Source organism: Streptomyces sp. NPDC005648 (assembly GCF_040605395.1).
Lineage (GTDB): Bacteria > Actinomycetota > Actinomycetes > Streptomycetales > Streptomycetaceae > Streptomyces.
Genome location: NZ_JBEXCS010000005.1, coordinates 169,574 through 185,557, shown reverse-complemented (window position 1 = coordinate 185,557; position 15,984 = coordinate 169,574). Strand labels below are relative to the sequence as shown.

General features: G+C 71.1%; 14 protein-coding genes. 12 read left to right on the top strand and 2 right to left on the bottom strand.

The features are described from left to right. From ABZT17_RS04890 to ABZT17_RS04835, 12 genes are all read left to right on the top strand, one after another. Window positions 1–354 (top strand): L-serine ammonia-lyase, iron-sulfur-dependent, subunit alpha (locus ABZT17_RS04890; RefSeq protein WP_356343733.1); only part of this gene is annotated, 354 nt, incomplete at its 5' end. Between the two features lie 75 nt (window positions 355–429). Beyond that, a complete protein-coding gene (locus tag ABZT17_RS04885; protein ID WP_356343730.1) occupies window positions 430–1,119 on the top strand; it encodes a class I SAM-dependent methyltransferase in 690 nt (229 codons plus the stop codon). Between the two features lie 146 nt (window positions 1,120–1,265). Further along, the gene (locus ABZT17_RS04880; RefSeq protein WP_356343757.1) at window positions 1,266–2,981 is read left to right on the top strand and encodes a SpoIIE family protein phosphatase; all 1,716 of its coding nucleotides are present in this window, start codon (window positions 1,266–1,268) and stop codon (window positions 2,979–2,981) included. Window positions 2,982–3,573: 592 nt separating this feature from the next. Then, window positions 3,574–4,173: an acyltransferase gene (locus ABZT17_RS04875; protein WP_356343728.1), complete on the top strand. Its 600-nt coding sequence runs from the start codon at window positions 3,574–3,576 to the stop codon at window positions 4,171–4,173. Between the two features lie 269 nt (window positions 4,174–4,442). Continuing rightward, complete coding sequence (locus tag ABZT17_RS04870; RefSeq protein ID WP_356343726.1) at window positions 4,443–5,606, top strand: hypothetical protein; 1,164 nt, start codon at window positions 4,443–4,445, stop codon at window positions 5,604–5,606. Further along, a complete protein-coding gene (locus tag ABZT17_RS04865) occupies window positions 5,603–6,373 on the top strand; it encodes a WecB/TagA/CpsF family glycosyltransferase (protein WP_356343724.1) in 771 nt (256 codons plus the stop codon). Before ABZT17_RS04870 ends, ABZT17_RS04865 begins: the two co-directional genes overlap by 4 nt. Beyond that, the gene (locus ABZT17_RS04860) at window positions 6,373–7,632 is read left to right on the top strand and encodes a nucleotide sugar dehydrogenase (protein ID WP_356343721.1); all 1,260 of its coding nucleotides are present in this window, start codon (window positions 6,373–6,375) and stop codon (window positions 7,630–7,632) included. The genes ABZT17_RS04865 and ABZT17_RS04860 overlap by 1 nt, the downstream gene beginning before the upstream one ends. 4 nt (window positions 7,633–7,636) lie before the next feature. Then, window positions 7,637–8,770, top strand: a complete 1,134-nt coding sequence (gene wecB / locus ABZT17_RS04855) for a UDP-N-acetylglucosamine 2-epimerase (non-hydrolyzing) (protein WP_356343719.1) — start codon at window positions 7,637–7,639, stop codon at window positions 8,768–8,770. A gap of 51 nt (window positions 8,771–8,821) precedes the next feature. After that, entirely contained in the window at window positions 8,822–9,688 is an 867-nt protein-coding gene (locus ABZT17_RS04850; RefSeq protein WP_356343717.1) for a chain length determinant protein, read from the top strand. Further along, the gene (locus ABZT17_RS04845) at window positions 9,651–11,147 is read left to right on the top strand and encodes an oligosaccharide flippase family protein (protein WP_356343715.1); all 1,497 of its coding nucleotides are present in this window, start codon (window positions 9,651–9,653) and stop codon (window positions 11,145–11,147) included. The genes ABZT17_RS04850 and ABZT17_RS04845 overlap by 38 nt, the downstream gene beginning before the upstream one ends. Further along, entirely contained in the window at window positions 11,144–12,202 is a 1,059-nt protein-coding gene (locus ABZT17_RS04840; protein ID WP_356343713.1) for a hypothetical protein, read from the top strand. The genes ABZT17_RS04845 and ABZT17_RS04840 overlap by 4 nt, the downstream gene beginning before the upstream one ends. An 18-nt stretch (window positions 12,203–12,220) precedes the next feature. Beyond that, window positions 12,221–13,012 carry a glycosyltransferase family 2 protein gene (locus ABZT17_RS04835; protein WP_356343710.1) on the top strand — a complete coding sequence of 264 codons (792 nt, stop codon included), beginning with the start codon at window positions 12,221–12,223 and terminating at the stop codon, window positions 13,010–13,012. 9 nt (window positions 13,013–13,021) lie between these two features. On the opposite strand, the gene ABZT17_RS04830 is transcribed toward ABZT17_RS04835, so the two are convergent. Further along, the gene (locus tag ABZT17_RS04830; protein WP_356343708.1) at window positions 13,022–13,921 is read right to left on the bottom strand and encodes a glycosyltransferase family 2 protein; all 900 of its coding nucleotides are present in this window, start codon (window positions 13,919–13,921) and stop codon (window positions 13,022–13,024) included. Continuing rightward, a complete protein-coding gene (locus tag ABZT17_RS04825; protein ID WP_356343705.1) occupies window positions 13,918–15,939 on the bottom strand; it encodes an O-antigen ligase family protein in 2,022 nt (673 codons plus the stop codon). Before ABZT17_RS04825 ends, ABZT17_RS04830 begins: the two co-directional genes overlap by 4 nt. Window positions 15,940–15,984: the final 45 nt, after the last annotated feature.

The following is a 15,984-nucleotide window of genomic DNA, read 5'->3' as shown; positions in this document are numbered from 1 at the left end:
GGCTGCCAGGGCGAGGTCGGCTCCGCCTGCTCGATGGCGGCGGGCGCCCTCGCCGAGGTGCTCGGCGGCTCGCCCGAGCAGGTCGAGAACGCGGCCGAGATCGGCATGGAACACAACCTCGGCCTCACCTGCGACCCCGTCGGCGGCCTCGTCCAGATCCCCTGCATCGAACGCAACGGCATGGCCGCGGTGAAGGCCGTGACCGCGGCCCGTATGGCCCTGCGCGGGGACGGCCGTCATCACGTCTCCCTGGACAAGGTCATCAAGACCATGAAGGAGACCGGCGCCGACATGAAGATCAAGTACAAGGAGACGGCGCGCGGCGGACTCGCCGTCAATGTCATCGAGTGCTGATCGGGTGTCGAGGCGACGCCCGAGTCTGTATAACTATGACAAAATCGGCCATACAGGATCAAAGGAGAACCCCCGGTGAGCAGCCCCGGCGACAAGCTCGGCTATGACGGCCTGCGGCTCGACCGCACCGGCCAGGCCGAGGCCTTCGACGCCATCGGCGACCGCTACGAGGAGGCCTTCCCGCACAAGGAGGGGCAGATCGAGTCCGCCGAGTGGCTGATCGCGTCACTGCCCGCGGGGTCCCGGGTGCTGGATCTGGGGTGCGGCACGGGGGTGCCGACGGCGCGACAGCTGGCCGAGGCCGACCTGCGGGTCGTCGGCGTCGACCTGTCGGACACCATGGTCGCCCTCACCCGCAAGAACGTACCCGGGGGCGAGTTCCACTGTGCGGACCTCGCGGATCTGCGCCCGGGAGGCCCGCTGGACCTCGGCCGCTTCGACGGTGTGACGGCCTTCTTCGCCCTGCTGATGCTTCCGCGCGCCGAGATTCCGCCGGCTCTGCGGACCGTTCACCACCTGCTGGTTCCGGGCGGTCTGCTCGCGCTCTCGATGGTCGAGGCCGATGTGGACGACTTCTCCATCCCGTTCATCGGGAGCACGATCCGGGTCTCCGGCTATCTGCGGGAGGAGCTGCGCGAGGTGGTCGAGACGGCGGGCTTCGACATCGTCGACGAGTCCTCGTACTCGTACGCCCCGGCCGTCGCGGACGTCGCGCCGGAGGTACAGATCTTCCTGCGCTGCAGACGCCGCCCCGACGGCTCCTGATCGGCCCGGCCGGAAGGACACGCGTGACGAAGCACCTCGGGGCCGACTCGGGCACCGGTGAGAAGCCGGCCGGTGTGCCGCCGACGGCACGCGCCCGCCGGTCACCGCGTCCCGCTCCGTCACGTGGGGACACCCCGTCCGGGCGGCTGCGGCGGGACCGGCCGAAGGACGCCGAGGCGCAGACCGACCGGCTCCGCTATCTCGACGCGGCGACCCGGCAGATCGCCCGGGGCACCGATCTCGACGAGACCCTCCAGGAGCTGAGCCGGGTGGCCGTCCCGGCGTTCGCCGACACGGCGTTCATCCATCTGTACGCTCCCCTGCCCGTCGGCGACAACGCCGCCGAACCGCCGGGCATCCTGCGCCTGCACACCGCGAAGGCGTCGCCCGCCGCGTCCGACCCGCCGACACCGGCCCCGGGCTCCGTACGAGCGGCTGAAGTGGTGCGCCCGGCCGTCGCGGGGCTGCTGGCCAAGCTGCTGCGGACCGGCCGTCCGATGTTCGGCGACACGCCGGGCATCCGCTCGGTCGTCGCCGAACTGCTGGGGGTGGTGAACGCCCCGGGCGCGGTGCCCCCCGGCAGACGGCTGATCATCGCCCCGCTGCACGGCCGCAGCCACGTCATGGGCAGCGTCGTCCTGGCACGCGGCCCCGGCCGCCCGCATTTCACGTACGACGATCTGCTCGTCGCCTCCCAGCTGGCCACGCACACCGCGCTCGCGATCGACAAGGCGGTGGTCCGCGAGCGCGAGGCGTCGGTCGCGGACGCGCTGCAGCGGACCATGCTGCCGCCGTCGCTGCCCGAGCCGACCGGCATCCGGCTGGCCAGCCGCTATCTGCCGGCCTCGCGGACCGCGCAGGTGGGCGGCGACTGGTACGACGCGATCCCGCTGCCCGGCAACAGGGTCGCCCTGGTGATCGGCGATGTGATGGGGCACTCCATGACCTCGGCCGCGATCATGGGGCAGCTGCGCACCATCGTGCAGACCCTGGCCGGTCTCGACCTGGCGCCGGTCGAGATCCTGCACCACCTCGACGAGCAGGCGGAGCGTCTGGGCAGCGAGCACACCGCGACCTGTCTGTACGCGATGTACGACCCGGTGCTGCACCGGCTGCTGGTGGCCAACGCCGGCCATCTCCCGCCGGTGCTCCTGCATCCGGACGGTCGTACGGAGGTGCTGCGGGTGCCTCCGGGGGCGCCGATCGGGGTCGGTGGCGGCGGTTTCGAGTCGACCGAGATGCACGCGCCGGCCGGTGCGACCCTGCTGCTGTACACCGACGGTCTGGTCGAGTCCCGCCACTCGGACGTGCTGACCGGCGTGGAACGGCTGCGGGCCCGGCTGCGATCGGCCGCCTCCGACCCGGCCCCGCCGTCGCTGGAAAAGCTGTGCGACCGGGCGCTCGGCGCGCTGGAGACGGCGAACCGGGACGACGACATCGCGCTGCTCGCCGCCCGGTTCGAGGGCGTCCTGCCGGAGACCGTCGCCCACTGGTACATGGCGCCCCGTCCGCAGACCGCGGGACAGGCCCGCCGGCTGACCCGGCGGACACTGCGCCACTGGGGGCTCGACTCCCTGGTGGAGCCCACCGAGCTGCTGGTCAGCGAGGTGGTGGCCAACGCCGTCCGGTTCGCCTCGCGGCCGATCACCCTGCGGCTGTTGTGCACGGACGTCCTGCGCTGCGAGGTGGAGGACGACTCGTCGGTGGTGCCGAGGATGCGGCACGCCGAGCTGAGCGACGAGGGCGGCCGGGGCCTGTTCCTGGTCGACCAACTGGCCGAGCGCTGGGGGGCGACCCGGCTGAGCACGGGCAAGGTGGTCTGGTTCGAACAGCCGCTGCCCAACGAGAGCGCCCGCCGCTGAGCGACCGGCGCCGGGCCCCGTGGATGGTCGTGCGGTGCCGGTGGCGGTGCCGGTGGCGGTGGCGGTGGCGGTGGCGGTGGCGGGTCGAGGGTGACCAGGACCAGCCCGGCCGGTGCGGCGCCGTACCGAAGGACGACCCGTTCGGGCATGTTGCGCGCCCAACGGTGCGGTCGGTGCGCTCGGCTCCGGTCAACGCGGCGCGGTGCGGGGCGACTTCGGCCAGGGCCACGCGGCAGCGCGGGCAGCATACCGGCGAGGGTCATGAAGGCCGGGAATGGTCAACTTGCGGCCTGAACGGGCCTTGTCCTGTGGGGAGTTGGCGAGCAGTCGGCGGACGGCCCGCACGGCGAGGAAGATGCACGAATCCGGCCGGACCGGACGACACCGGACGCGGCCCACCAGTAACGAACACCTGTACGGCCACGCGAACATGCGACCGTTACGACTCGGACGTTTGTTCAGGAAAGCCCTTCTTCGGCGGGTCCGGCGTAAGTATGGTGATCGCTCGTGAAGGGACTGTCGTCGTCCGGTGGAGACGACCGCGCTTCCTCGCCCCGCTGCGGCGGACAGCCCCGAAGAAAGGTTCACCCCGGTGAGTTCCAGGATCCAGCCGACCGCCCAGGTCGACGAGAGGGCCACGATCGGCGACGGGACGACCGTCTGGGATCTGGCCCAGATACGGGAGGACGCCCGGCTGGGCGGCGGCTGCATCGTCGGCCGGGGCGCCTATGTGGGCCCCGGGGTGCGGATCGGCGACCACGTCAAGCTGCAGAACTACGCGCTGGTCTACGAGCCCGCGGTGCTCGGCGACGGTGTGTTCGTCGGCCCGGCGGCCGTGCTCACCAACGACCACTTCCCCCGCTCCGTGGACCCGCAGGGCAGGCTGAAGCGCGGCGACGACTGGGAGGCCGTGGCCGTGGTGGTGGACGAAGGGGCATCGCTCGGGGCCCGTTCGGTCTGTGTGGCCCCGGTGCGGATCGGCCGATGGGCGCTCGTCGCCGCGGGCGCCGTGGTGACCCGGGACGTGCCCGACTTCGCACTCGTGGCCGGAGTCCCGGCGCGCCGGATCGGCTGGGTGGGCCGGGCAGGCGTACGACTGACCGAGAAGGAAGGGGAGCCGGGCGTCTGGGAGTGTCCCGAGACAGGCTCCCTGTACGAGGAGAAGGACGGCGCGCTCCTCGAACGCGCATGACTCGTGTTTCCGCCAAATCGCAAATCTTCGAACATTCACCGGCATAACATGTGTGCGAACTGTGCAGACCAAGCACAATGAGCACACTAACCTGAAGTGCCCAGGGGGGGTTACGGGGTGGAAACACACCTGTGTCCAAAACCAGGAGCGGGGACCGCTCCGACGGCTGACGTCTGACATCCGGCGTCCGTCTCGCGCCGCGTGACCTGGTGCCGCGGCGATCACCAGTCTGTCCGCAAGACCCACAGGGGGGTCGGTGTGCCCAGAACATGACCAGTACACGTCTCGAGGAGCTCGGTCGTGAGGAACCGCCGCTGCTCGCGCTCGCCCAACGGCTCCTCTCGGTAGCCGAGTCGGGGCTTCCGTCGATGCTGCTCCCCGGCGGTGAGGCCTTCGTCTTCACCATGGCCGGACACCGGTCCCCGGACGGTTCCTGGGCCCTGGAGCAGCGCGGGACCAGCACCCGGTACGCGGCCATCACCGCGCTGGGGGTGCGCTTCCTGCCCGAGGAGCGCCAGCGCGCGGTGCTGGCGGGGCGCACCGCCCAGGAGTTCACGGGTCTGCTGGTGGAGTCGCTGCCCGCGGTGACCAACCTCGGTGACGCGGCGCTCATCGCCTGGGCCGCCGCCGAGACCGGGCACCCCAAGCTCTCCGACGCCGTCGAACGGGTCGAGGCCCTCGACGAGGACGGCCGGCCGCAGTACACCGTCGAGGCGGCGTGGGTGCTGTCCGCCCTCGCCGCGGCTCGTGACACGGTCGACGTGGAGAGACGTTTCACAGTGGCCCGCGACCGTCTGCTGCGGGCCCGTATCGGTGACAGCCCGCTCTTCCCGCACGCCACCGGACCCGGGCTGCTGCCCTGGTACCGGGCCCATGTCAGCTGCTTCGCGGACCAGACCTACCCTCTCCAGGCCTTGGCCCGCGCCCACGCCAGCGACGACCAGGGCGGCGATCCCGAGGCACTGGCCGCGGCCGAGGCCTGTGCCGCTCGCATCTGCGAACTGCAGGGCGACGGCGGGCAGTGGTGGTGGCACTACGACGCGCGCACCGGCGGTGTCGTGGAGGGCTACCCGGTCTACAGCGTCCACCAGCACGGGATGGCGCCGACCGCGCTGTTCGACCTCACCGACGCGGGCGGCTCCGACTTCGGCGCGGCGATCCGCAAGGGCCTCGGCTGGATGACGGCCGTACCCGAACTCGCGGCCGACCCCGAGCCGTTGATCCAGGACGACCTCGGTGTCACCTGGCGCAAGGTCTACCGGGGCGACCCGAAGAAGGCGGTACGGGCGGTGCGCGGCATCGGCACACGGGTCTCACCGGGTCTCCGGCTGAAGTCCCTGGACCGGGTCTACCGCCCCCTCGCCGTGGACCGCGAGTGCCGGCCGTACGAGTTCGGCTGGATGCTCCACGCCTGGCAGGGAGGCGCGATATGAGCGGGCGCAAGTCCCTCTTCGGGGTCGAACTGGACCCGCTGACCATGGACGAGACCGTGGAGCGCTGTCTGACGGCGGTGCGCGAGGACCGGCAGCTGGAGATCGGCGTGGTCAACGCCGCGAAGCTGGTGAACATGCGGCGCGACCCCCGGCTCGCCGAGGCCGTGGCCGGCTGCGATCTGGTCGTGGCCGACGGACAGGCCGTGGTGTGGGCCGGGCGGGTGCTGCGCGCCCGGCTGCCGGAACGGGTGGCCGGTATCGACCTGTTCCTGCGGCTGCTCGCCGAGGCGGAGTCCCACAGCATGTCGGTGTACTTCCTCGGTGCCAAGGAGGAGGTGCTGGAGGAGATGCTGCTCCGGGTCTCCGACCGCTTCCCCGGCCTGAAGGTGGCCGGCAGCCGCAACGGCTACTTCGACGACTCCCAGCAGGAGTCGATCGCGGACGACATCGCCCGCAGCGGCGCGCACATGCTGTTCCTCGGCATGACCTCGCCGAAGAAGGAGATCTTCACCGCCGCCTACGGTGCCCGCACCGGCGCCCGCGTGGTGCACGGTGTCGGCGGCTCCTTCGACATCCTGGCCGGCGTCACCAAGCGGGCGCCCGAGACCTGGCAGCGGTGGGGCATGGAGTGGCTCTACCGCGCGCTGCAGGAGCCGCGCCGACTCGGCCGGCGCTACCTCACCACCAACGCGGCCTTCCTCCTCATGACGGCACGCGAGTTCTTCCGGCCCTCCCCCCAGGCCGCCTCCGCGAACAGGAGCCGCTGATGCGCGTAGTCGTGGTCGGACAGGGATACGTGGGCCTGCCGCTGGCCATCCGGGCGGCCGAGGTCGGTCACGAGGTGATCGGCTACGACGTCGACGCCCGGCGGATCAAGAGCCTCGCCGCCGGTGAGTCCTTCGTCGAGGACGTCTCCTCGGAGCGGATCCGGGCGGCACTGGACAACGGCAGCTACCGGCCCAGCGATTCGGCGCGGGACTGCGGCGGCTTCGACGTCGCCGTGGTGACCGTACCGACGCCGCTGCACGAGGGCGCCCCGGACCTGCGGTACATCAGGGAGTCGGCGGCCACCCTCGCCCGCTACCTGCGCCCCGGCGCCACCGTCGTCCTGGAGTCGACGACCTATCCCGGCACCACCCAGGAGCTGTTCGCGCCGATCCTGGAGGACGGCTCGGGCCTGACCGCGGGCGCCGACTTCCACCTCGGGTACAGCCCGGAGCGGATCGACCCCGGCAACACCGTCTGGGGTTTCCAGCAGACCCCGAAGGTCGTCTCCGGCGTGAACCCGGCCTCCCTCAAGGCCGTCCAGGACTTCTACGACCAACTCGTCGACACCACCGTGCCGGTGAGCTCGCCCAAGGAGGCCGAGCTCGCCAAGCTGCTGGAGAACACCTTCCGGCATGTGAACATCGCGCTGGTCAACGAGATCGCGATGTTCGCCCACCACCTGGACATCGACGTCTGGCAGGCCATCGAGGCCGCGTCCAGCAAGCCCTTCGGCTTCATGAAGTTCACGCCCGGACCGGGCGTCGGCGGCCACTGCCTGCCGATCGACCCCTCGTACCTGTCCTGGCGGGTGCAGCGCGAACTCGGCCAGAGCTTCCGCTTCGTGGAGCTGGCCAACGACATCAACAACCACATGCCGGACTATGTGACGCGCCGTATCGCCGACCTGTTCAACACCAGACGCCGCTCGGTGAACGGTTCGCGCGTCCTGCTGCTGGGGCTCGCGTACAAGAAGAACACCGGTGACGCCCGGGAGTCGCCCGCGCTGCGGATCTCCCAGCTCCTGCTGGACATGGGGGCCCAGGTCAGGGCGGCGGACCCGCACGTGGTCGAGAGCCTGCCGGTGGACGCCCGGCTGGTACGGGTCGAACCGACCCCCGAGGAGCTGGCCTCGGCCGACGTCGTCGTCCTGCTCACCGACCACGACGCCTTCGACTACGAACTCGTCGCCGAACACGCTCCCTTCGTCCTCGACTGCCGCCGCCGGCTGCCGTCGGGACCCACGATCGAGGTGCTCTGAACCAATGCCGCGCATCGTCTGCGTCGCGGGGGCCCGCCCCAACTACATGAAGATCAAACCGGTGATGGACGCCCTGGAGGCCCGGGGCGCCGAGGTGCTCCTCGTCCACACCGGCCAGCACTACGACCCGGCCATGAACGACGTGTTCTTCGCCGACCTGGGCATCCGTCCGCCCGATCGCTATCTCGGGGTCGGCTCCGGCAGCCACGCCGAGCAGACCGGACGGGTGATGACCGCGTTCGAGCCGCTGCTCGACGAGGTGGCCCCGGATGTCGTCGTCGTGGTCGGCGACATCAACTCCACCCTGGCCTGCGCGCTGGTCACCGCCAAGGCCGGCCCGCTCCTCGCCCATGTCGAGGCCGGTCTGCGCAGCCGCGACTGGAGCATGCCGGAGGAGGTCAACCGCGTCGCCACCGACCGGGTCAGCGACTATCTGCTGGCCCCCTCCCCCGACGCCGTCGACAATCTGCGCGCGGAGGGATACCGGGAGGACCAGATCCACCTGGTCGGCAATGTGATGATCGACACATTGCTGGCCAACCTGGACCGGGCCCGGGCCTCGGACGTCCTCGACCGGTACGGCCTCACCAAGGGCGAGTTCGGTCTGGTCACCCTGCACCGGCCCGCCAATGTGGACGATCCGGAGGTCCTCGCCGGGCTGCTGAAGGCCCTGGGCGAGATCGCCGGGCGCTGCCCGCTCGTCCTGCCCGTGCACCCGCGCGCGGCCGGAAAGCTGGCCGACATCGGTGTGCCCGGGGGCATCAAGCTCGTACCGCCCGCGGGATACCTGGACTTCATCGCGCTCCAGGACGCGGCCCGGGTGGTGCTGACCGACTCCGGCGGCGTCCAGGAGGAGACCACCGCGCTGGGCGTGCCGTGTGTGACCCTGCGGGACAACACCGAGCGGCCCATCACCGTCGAGCAGGGCACCAATGTGCTGGCCGGCCGGGACCCCGCACGGATCGTGTCCACCGTGCACACGGTGCTGGACCGGCCTCCCGCGCCACGCCGTCCCGAACTGTGGGACGGCCGCGCCAGCGACCGTATCGCCGAAGTGCTGCTGGAGGGCGGCACCGCGAGCACCCGGCCCAGACCCACCGACCAGCCCCGCACCGAGGACCGAACGTTCCCCATATGATCCGCCTGCAACATATGCTCGTCGAACGTCTGGTCGTAAGGGGGGACCACCATGGATCTCGCTGAGATCTTCCGGGTCATGCGCAGGCGCTGGTATGTCCTGCTGCCCGGGCTGCTGCTGACGGCCGGCCTGATCGTCGGCGTGGTACTGCTGGTCCCGGTCAGCTACCAGTCGCAGAGCACGGTGGTCCTGCTCAACTCCCAGAAGGCCACGGTGGCCTATGACGGCAACCCGTTCCTGAGCACCCAGACCTCGCTCACCGGCATGGCCGACAGCCTGGCCCGCAACCTCAACTCCGACGTGTCCATCCGGGAGCTGAAGTCCCGTGGCGCCAAGGGCACGTTCGAGGCCAAGCTCGCCGACAACGCCCAGGGCCCGCTGATGTGGCTCACCGTGACCGGCACGGACAAGGCCTCCGTCCTGGCCTCGGACAAGATCCTGACCTCGTACGCCAAGGAGCGGCTGGACCAGTTCCAGCGGCAGCAGAAGGTCACCAGCAAGGCGATGATCCGCATGACGACGATCGTGCCTCCGCAGAACCCGGTGGCACAGACCAAGACGCGGATCGAGTACATGGTGATGGCCGGTGCCCTCGGACTGGTGCTGAGTCTGGTGCTCGTCTTCTACGTGGAGGCGCGCCGCCGGTCGCGGGCGGTGCCGCGACCGGTGGAGCCCACGCTGCCGGAGGCACCCGTTCAGCGGGTCACCGAACCCGAACCCGAACCCGAGACCGGGGAACGGATCGCCGAACAGACGATGGCCCTGCGGACCCCGCCCAGCTGGTCGCGGTCCACCGGGCAGAGGACCAGCGCGGAACAGAGGGCGGGGCGGTCCGCCACGGCCGTGGCCCCCGCCGAGCCGCTCGACGAGGAGTCGACTCATGGACAGCGTTCGCACACCGGACAGCGGGACCGCTGAACCGAGCGACACCCCGGCTCCCGCGGCCCCCGCCTCCCTCGGCCGGAAGGTCCGGTCGGCGGCCCGCTGGAGCCTGATCAACACCGTGGTCATGCGCCTGGGCAACTTCGCCACCGGCATCCTGCTGGCGCGGTTCGCCCTCGGCCCCGCGGAGTGGGGCGTCTACGGCATCGCGCAGACCGTTCTGCTGGTCCTGCTGTCCGCCAACGAACTGGGCGTCAGTCTGGCCATCGTCCGCTGGGAGGGCGACCCGCGCCGCTTCGCGCCGACGGTGCTCACCCTGGCGACCGCCTCCAGCGGTCTGCTCTACGCCGCCCTGTTCCTCGCGGCGCCGACGGTGGCCGGTCTGCTCGACTCCCCGAACGCCTCGGGAGTGCTGCGGGTGATGTGCCTGTGCCTGGTGATCGACGGGATCGCCCAGGTGCCGGCCGGATATCTGACCCGGGAGTTCGCGCAGGGCAGGCGGATGGTCATCGACGCGCTGAACTTCGTGCTCAGCACGGCGGTGACCCTGCTGCTGGCCTTCGCCGGCTGGGGCGCGATGAGCTTCGCGTGGGGCGCGGTCGCGGGCAACATCGCGGCCCTGATCGGCTGCGCCCTGGCCGCCCCGGGGCTGCTCCGGTTCGGCTGGGATCCCCAGCAGGCCCGCGCCCTGCTTCGGTTCGGGCTCCCGCTGGCGGGCGCCAGCCTGCTCGCCCTCGCCGTGGTCAACGTGGACACCATGGTCGTCGGCTCCACCCTCGGCGGGGTCTCCCTGGGCTTCTACGTGCTGGCCTTCAACATGTCGGGCTGGCCGGTGCGGGTCATCTCCGAGGCGGCCCGGCGGGTCTCCTTCGCCGGCTTCTCCCGTCTCGCCGACTCCCCGCAGGCCCTGGCCCAGGGCTTCAGCCGCGCCCTGGGAGTCCTGATCGCCGGCACCGTCCCGCTGTGCGTCCTGCTCGGCGGCCTCGCCGGTCCCGTCGTCCAGCTCGTCTACGGCGCCAAGTGGCTGCCCGCGGCCGACGCCCTGCCGTGGCTGATGGCCCTGGGCCTGATCCGCATCGGCTGCGAACTCGCCTACGACTGTCTCGTCGCCGTCGGCCGGCGCCGCTCCCTCATCCTCGTGCAGGGGCTGTGGGTCGTCGCGCTGATCCCGGTCCTGATCGTCGGCGCCCGCATGGGCGGCATCGTCGGCGTCTCCCAGGGCCATGTCCTCGTCGGTGCCGGTCTCGTCGTACCGGTGTTCCTCTACGCCCTGCGCCGCGCGGGCATCGGCCTCGTCCATATCGCCAGAGCCTGTGCCTGGCCCTTCCTCGGGGGAATCGTGATGACCCTGGTGCTCCTCCTCGCCAAGCGGCTCCTCGGCGACGGCACCCCGGCCCTGTTCGCCATCGGCGCTGCCGCGCTGGCCAGTTATGTGGTGTGCGTGGTGCCGGGCCGCCGTTCCCTGCTGGGCTCCCGGGCGGTGGCGACCATATGAGACGGCTCCGCGTCCTGCTCGCCGGCCTGACCCTCGCGCTGTGCGCCGCCTGCTCCGGGAGCACCGGCTCGACCGCCGCCTCTCCGCCTCCCGGCACCACCGAGGACGCGCCGTCCCCGTTGGCGAGCCCCAGTACGAGCCCCAGTGCGAGCCCCTCGGCCTCGCCGTCCAGCGCCTCTCCCTCGGCTCGCGCCACCCACAGCTCCCCGAGCGCCACGCCCTCGCCCCGGGCCACGACCATCACACCCCGGGAAGCGGCCTTCCCCGACGCCAGGACCACCGGCCCCCGTATCTCCCTCAAGGCGGACAACCCGGGGAACCTGAGCATCAGACGGGAGGGCATGGTCATCAAGGGCCGGAACATCACCGGTTCGCTCGACATCTACGCCAACAACGTGACCATCATCGACTCCAAGATCACCTCCACCAACTGGTGGGGGGTCAACCTGCGCCCCGGCTACCACGGACTGCGGATCCTGCACAGCACCATCACCGCCGTCCCCGGCAAGGGTCCCGACAACGGCGGTGTCGACTACGCCGTCTCCAACATGGGCAACAGCTCCATCGAGATCGGATGGTGCGACATCTCCGTGTTCGGCAACGCCCTCTCCATGGGGCAGGGCAACATCCACGACAACTACGTCCACGACCTCGTGCCGTTCCGCAACGAGGGCGGCGAGTGGCAGCACACCGACGCGGTGATCAGCGGCGGCGACAGCAGCGGCAGCCTGGTCATCCGGCACAACACCCTGCTCAACCCCGTCGCCGTCGACCAGGGCGCGTCCGCTGCCATCGGCCTGTTCGCCGACACCGGCCATGTCTCCAACACCGTCGTCGACAGCAACCTGCTCGCCGGTGGCGCGTACGCCCTCTACGGGGGCGGTGACGGGGCCACCGGGATCGTCGTCACCAACAACGTCTTCTCCACCCGGTACCACGGCAACTCCGGTGTCTACGGCGCCGTCACGGCCTGGAACGCGGCCGGCTCCGGCAACGTCTGGCGGGGCAACCGGTTCTCCGACGGCACCGCGCTCACTCCCAGGCCGGCCGACTGAGGAAGAGGGACGACCATCGTGAGACGCATCGCCCGTGCCCCGTGGGAGCTCCTCAAGCGCGCCTTCGGCTGGCTCGTCCTCTTCGAACTCCGCAACAAGGTCCTCCTCGCGCCCTCCGCGATCCGGCTCGGCCGTCGGGAGACCGCGGAGGTCCGCCGCCTCACGGCCACCCTGGCCACCCTGCCCGACGCGCTCGTCGCCACGGTCGTCGCCACCCACCGCCGCCCCGAGGAACTGCGCGCGGCCGTACGGTCCGCGCTCGCCCAGACCGTCACCGACCAGGTCGTCATCGTCGTCGACGACGGCGCGGGACTGCCCGAACTCCCGGACGACCCGCGGCTGTTCGCCGTCTCGCTCGCACGCAACGTGGGCATGGCGGGAGTCGTGCGCAACGTGGGCATCCGGCTCACCCGCTCGCGCTACGTCGCCTTCCTCGACGACGACAACCTGTGGGAACCCGACCACCTGGAGCGGGCGTTGGCGGTCCTGGAGGCCCCCGGCGGACCCGACGGCGTCTACACGGCCCTGCGCCGCGTGCTGCCGGACGGCACCGAACGGGACGTCCTGTCCGTGCCGTTCGACCGTCGCCGGGCCGCCCGCGAGTCCTTCCTGGACACCAACGCCTTTGTGGCGAGACGCGACAGGGCTCTGCGCTTCAGCCGGCTGCGGCGCACCCCCGAGGTGCTGCCGCGCGAGGACTGGGAGCTCGTGTACCGCTACAGCCGCGGTCACGAGGTGCGCCACGTACCGCACGCCACCGTGCGATACCTGGTCAACCCCGGGAGTTTCTACACGACCTGGTCCGGCTGAGGCCGGCCCTCACGGTCCCGGCGTGGCCCGCAGCGCGCCCGGCCTGAGCAGCGCGGTCGCCGCCATACGGCTGGCCCGGCGGCCGAAGGCCGCCCTCGACGCCTCGCGCAGGAACACCGCCCCCCGGAAGAACAGCGTGGCGAGGGCGGTGTGCCGCCGCCGGTAGAGCCGTACCCGATTGAGGGTGAGCAGGGTCCACAGCCGGGGCGACACCTGGGAGTCGCCGCCCAGGTGGACGGCCTCGGCCGTCGGCTCCAGCTGGGTGGCGTAGCCCAGGTCACGGGCGCGCAGGCAGTACTCGGTCTCCTCCGAGTAGAGGAAGAAGGACTCGTCCCACGGACCGCACGCGGCCAGACAGTCGGCCGAGACGGCCATGAGCGCCCCGGTCGCCCAGTCCGCGCGGGTGGGGCGCCGGTATGCGGCGGGGTCGGTGACGAGTTCGCTCAGGCGCGGGAAGCGCCCGGCCCGGCGGTTGCCGATCACGGCCTCGCCCAGCGCCCGGGACACGCTGGACTCACGGCGCAGCGAGAAGTGGGGCGTGTCCCGGCCCTCGTCGTAGAGGAGGGGTACGGCGATGCCCACCCCGTCGCCCAGCTGGTCGACGAGCCGTTTGGCGCAGCCCTGCCGCATCCGGATGTCGGGGTTGCAGATCAGTACGCCCCCGTGGTCGCCGGCGGCGTCCAGCGCCGCGTTGACGCCCGCCGCGTATCCGGCGTTACGGCCCGTGCGGACCACCGTGGCGTCGGGGGCCAGCGTCCGCAGCACCTCCACGGTGTCGTCGGAGGAGTCGTTGTCGGCGACGACCAGCCGCCAGTCCAGGCCGGCCATGCCGTCGGGAAGGGCGGCGAGGAACCCGGGGAGCACCGAGGCGCTGTTCCAGGTGACGACGAGGACGGCGATCGGGCTCAACGGGACTCCACGAGTTGGGGGAGCTGGTCTTCGGAGGTCCGGCGGGGCGCCGGCACCGTGGCGGCGGCCGCCTCGCGGCGGATGAAGCCCAGATAGCTGGCCCCGGCCCCCAGGATCAGGAAGTACATGCCGGCGAACATGGGGAAGCTGAGCGAGTCGAAGGTGGCGCTGATGACCAGGGCCACCAACGACGAGGCGAAGAACGCCTGCCCCAGTTCCCGGTCGGAGTCGGTGCGGGCCAGCCGCCGGATGGCGCCGCCCTGGTGGATACCGGTGATGAACAGGGTGAACAGGGCGACCAGTCCCAGCAGGCCCATCTCGGCCAGACCGAGCATGTACTGGTTGTCCGTGAAGAAGTACAGGTCGGGGGTGAAGGTGCCGAAGCCCCGTCCGAACAGCGGATGTTCCTTCAGGTAAGGCACGATCGCGCTGTACTTGACGGTGCGGGCCTGGGTGCTGCTGTCGGAGTTGGACAGGAACGACGCGAAGAGGCCAGTGATCGTGCCGATCAGCCCGGGGATCAGCACCTTGAAGACGGCCACGGAGGCCGTCATCACGCCGATCGCGGCCCAGCGGCGGGCCGGCTTCCAGCGGGGCACCATCACCAGGGCGACGATGAGCAGACCGATGATCGAGGTCCTCGACACCGACAGGGGCAGCGCACCGGCCATCAGCGCCACCGGCGCCCAGCGGCGCAGGACGTGCAGATGGCGGCGTACCGGATCGAGGGCCTGCTGGATCGCGAAGGGCAGCAGGATCGCCAGCATGCCGGCGAACTCCAGCGGCTGGGCGGTGGTGGCACGGGGGCGGGTGAAGGCGCCCCGGTCCAGGGTGGTCACCGCGGCCACGCTGCTCTGCAGACCCGGGATGTGGATGGAGTCGGCGATGTTGGTGGCCGCGAAGAAGTCGTAGAAGCCGATCGCGGCCACGAGGGACGCCATCACCACGACACGGCGCATCAGCACGTCCAGTCGGTCGCGCTCCTGGACGGCCGCAGAGGTCAGCACGACCAGGGAGACCCACACCAGGAACCCGATGAGCCCGCGGTCGGCGCCGAGTACCTCCTCGTGGGAGCTCTCGCGCATGGCGTCCGCGATGTACGCCGCCATGACGGCGAGTCCGAGCACGCACAGCGCGATCCGGACCAGCCGGGTGCCCGGCGCGGGCAGGACCCGGCCGCCGAGCCAGGTCGCGAGGTACCACAGCAGCCCCAGCAGGGCGAAGACGTTGGCCGGGGTGCCGACGCCGCCGAGGGCGGGCAGGGCCAGGTTGGACGGGATGAAGAAGGCCAGCACCAGATAGACGGTGAGGACCGCGGTCGCGTCCACCCTGCGGCTCAGCCAGCCCGGCCGTTCCCGCTGCGGGGTCCTCGTCGGCTTCGGCGCGACACGCTTGGACAGGCTGCGCCGGCGGCGGACCACGGCGACGCCCTCCATCAGGATCGACAGCAGGAAGGCGCTGACGACACCCAGGATGATCACGGCCGCGATGTCCTGGTAGCGGCTCTTGGACTTCGCCACCGGGGTCTGCGGCAGCACGACGGGCGCGGTCTGCACGAGATAGGCCGGCGGGACCTTGGCGGCGGCCTGCAGCGCGTCGAGCTGCTCACCGGCGAAGGTGGTCAGGGTGTTGGTCTCCTTGAGCACCTTCGCCCGGTCGGTGCCGGTGACGCCGAGCACCAGCAGCGGGCTGTCGCTCTCCGGGGCGAAGCCGGCCGTGTACTGGTCGGTGACGCCCCGGCCCTGCAACTCCTTGGCGGCGTCGCTGGATTCCAGGGTCCTGATCAGCACGTCGGCGGTGACGATCAGCGAACCGCCCGCGTTCGAGATGGGGTTGCCGAAGGTCGGGGCCAGCCGGGCGACGGCCGAGGAGTCGAGCAGCGCGACCGAGCTCTGCGACTCGTAGGAGACGGGGACGGACACATACAGATAGGCGCCGCCGAGCAGGCTGAGCACGGTGAAGGGCACCATGAAGTACCAACGCCGGCGCAGAATGGCCCATATCTCGCCAAGGCTCACAATTCCTCCCCCGATCCGGTGGCATCCCGCCCCACAGCCTGCCAG

What these genes read in the sequence shown, in the direction of transcription:
- ABZT17_RS04850 (WP_356343717.1), top strand. Translation starts at nt 8,822, where the DNA reads ATGGATCTCGCTGAGATCTTCCGGGTCATGCGCAGGCGCTGGTATGTC.
- ABZT17_RS04870 (WP_356343726.1), top strand. Translation starts at nt 4,443, where the DNA reads ATGACCAGTACACGTCTCGAGGAGCTCGGTCGTGAGGAACCGCCGCTG.
- wecB (WP_356343719.1), top strand. Translation starts at nt 7,637, where the DNA reads ATGCCGCGCATCGTCTGCGTCGCGGGGGCCCGCCCCAACTACATGAAG.
- ABZT17_RS04865 (WP_356343724.1), top strand. Translation starts at nt 5,603, where the DNA reads ATGAGCGGGCGCAAGTCCCTCTTCGGGGTCGAACTGGACCCGCTGACC.
- ABZT17_RS04860 (WP_356343721.1), top strand. Translation starts at nt 6,373, where the DNA reads ATGCGCGTAGTCGTGGTCGGACAGGGATACGTGGGCCTGCCGCTGGCC.
- ABZT17_RS04845 (WP_356343715.1), top strand. Translation starts at nt 9,651, where the DNA reads ATGGACAGCGTTCGCACACCGGACAGCGGGACCGCTGAACCGAGCGAC.
- ABZT17_RS04840 (WP_356343713.1), top strand. Translation starts at nt 11,144, where the DNA reads ATGAGACGGCTCCGCGTCCTGCTCGCCGGCCTGACCCTCGCGCTGTGC.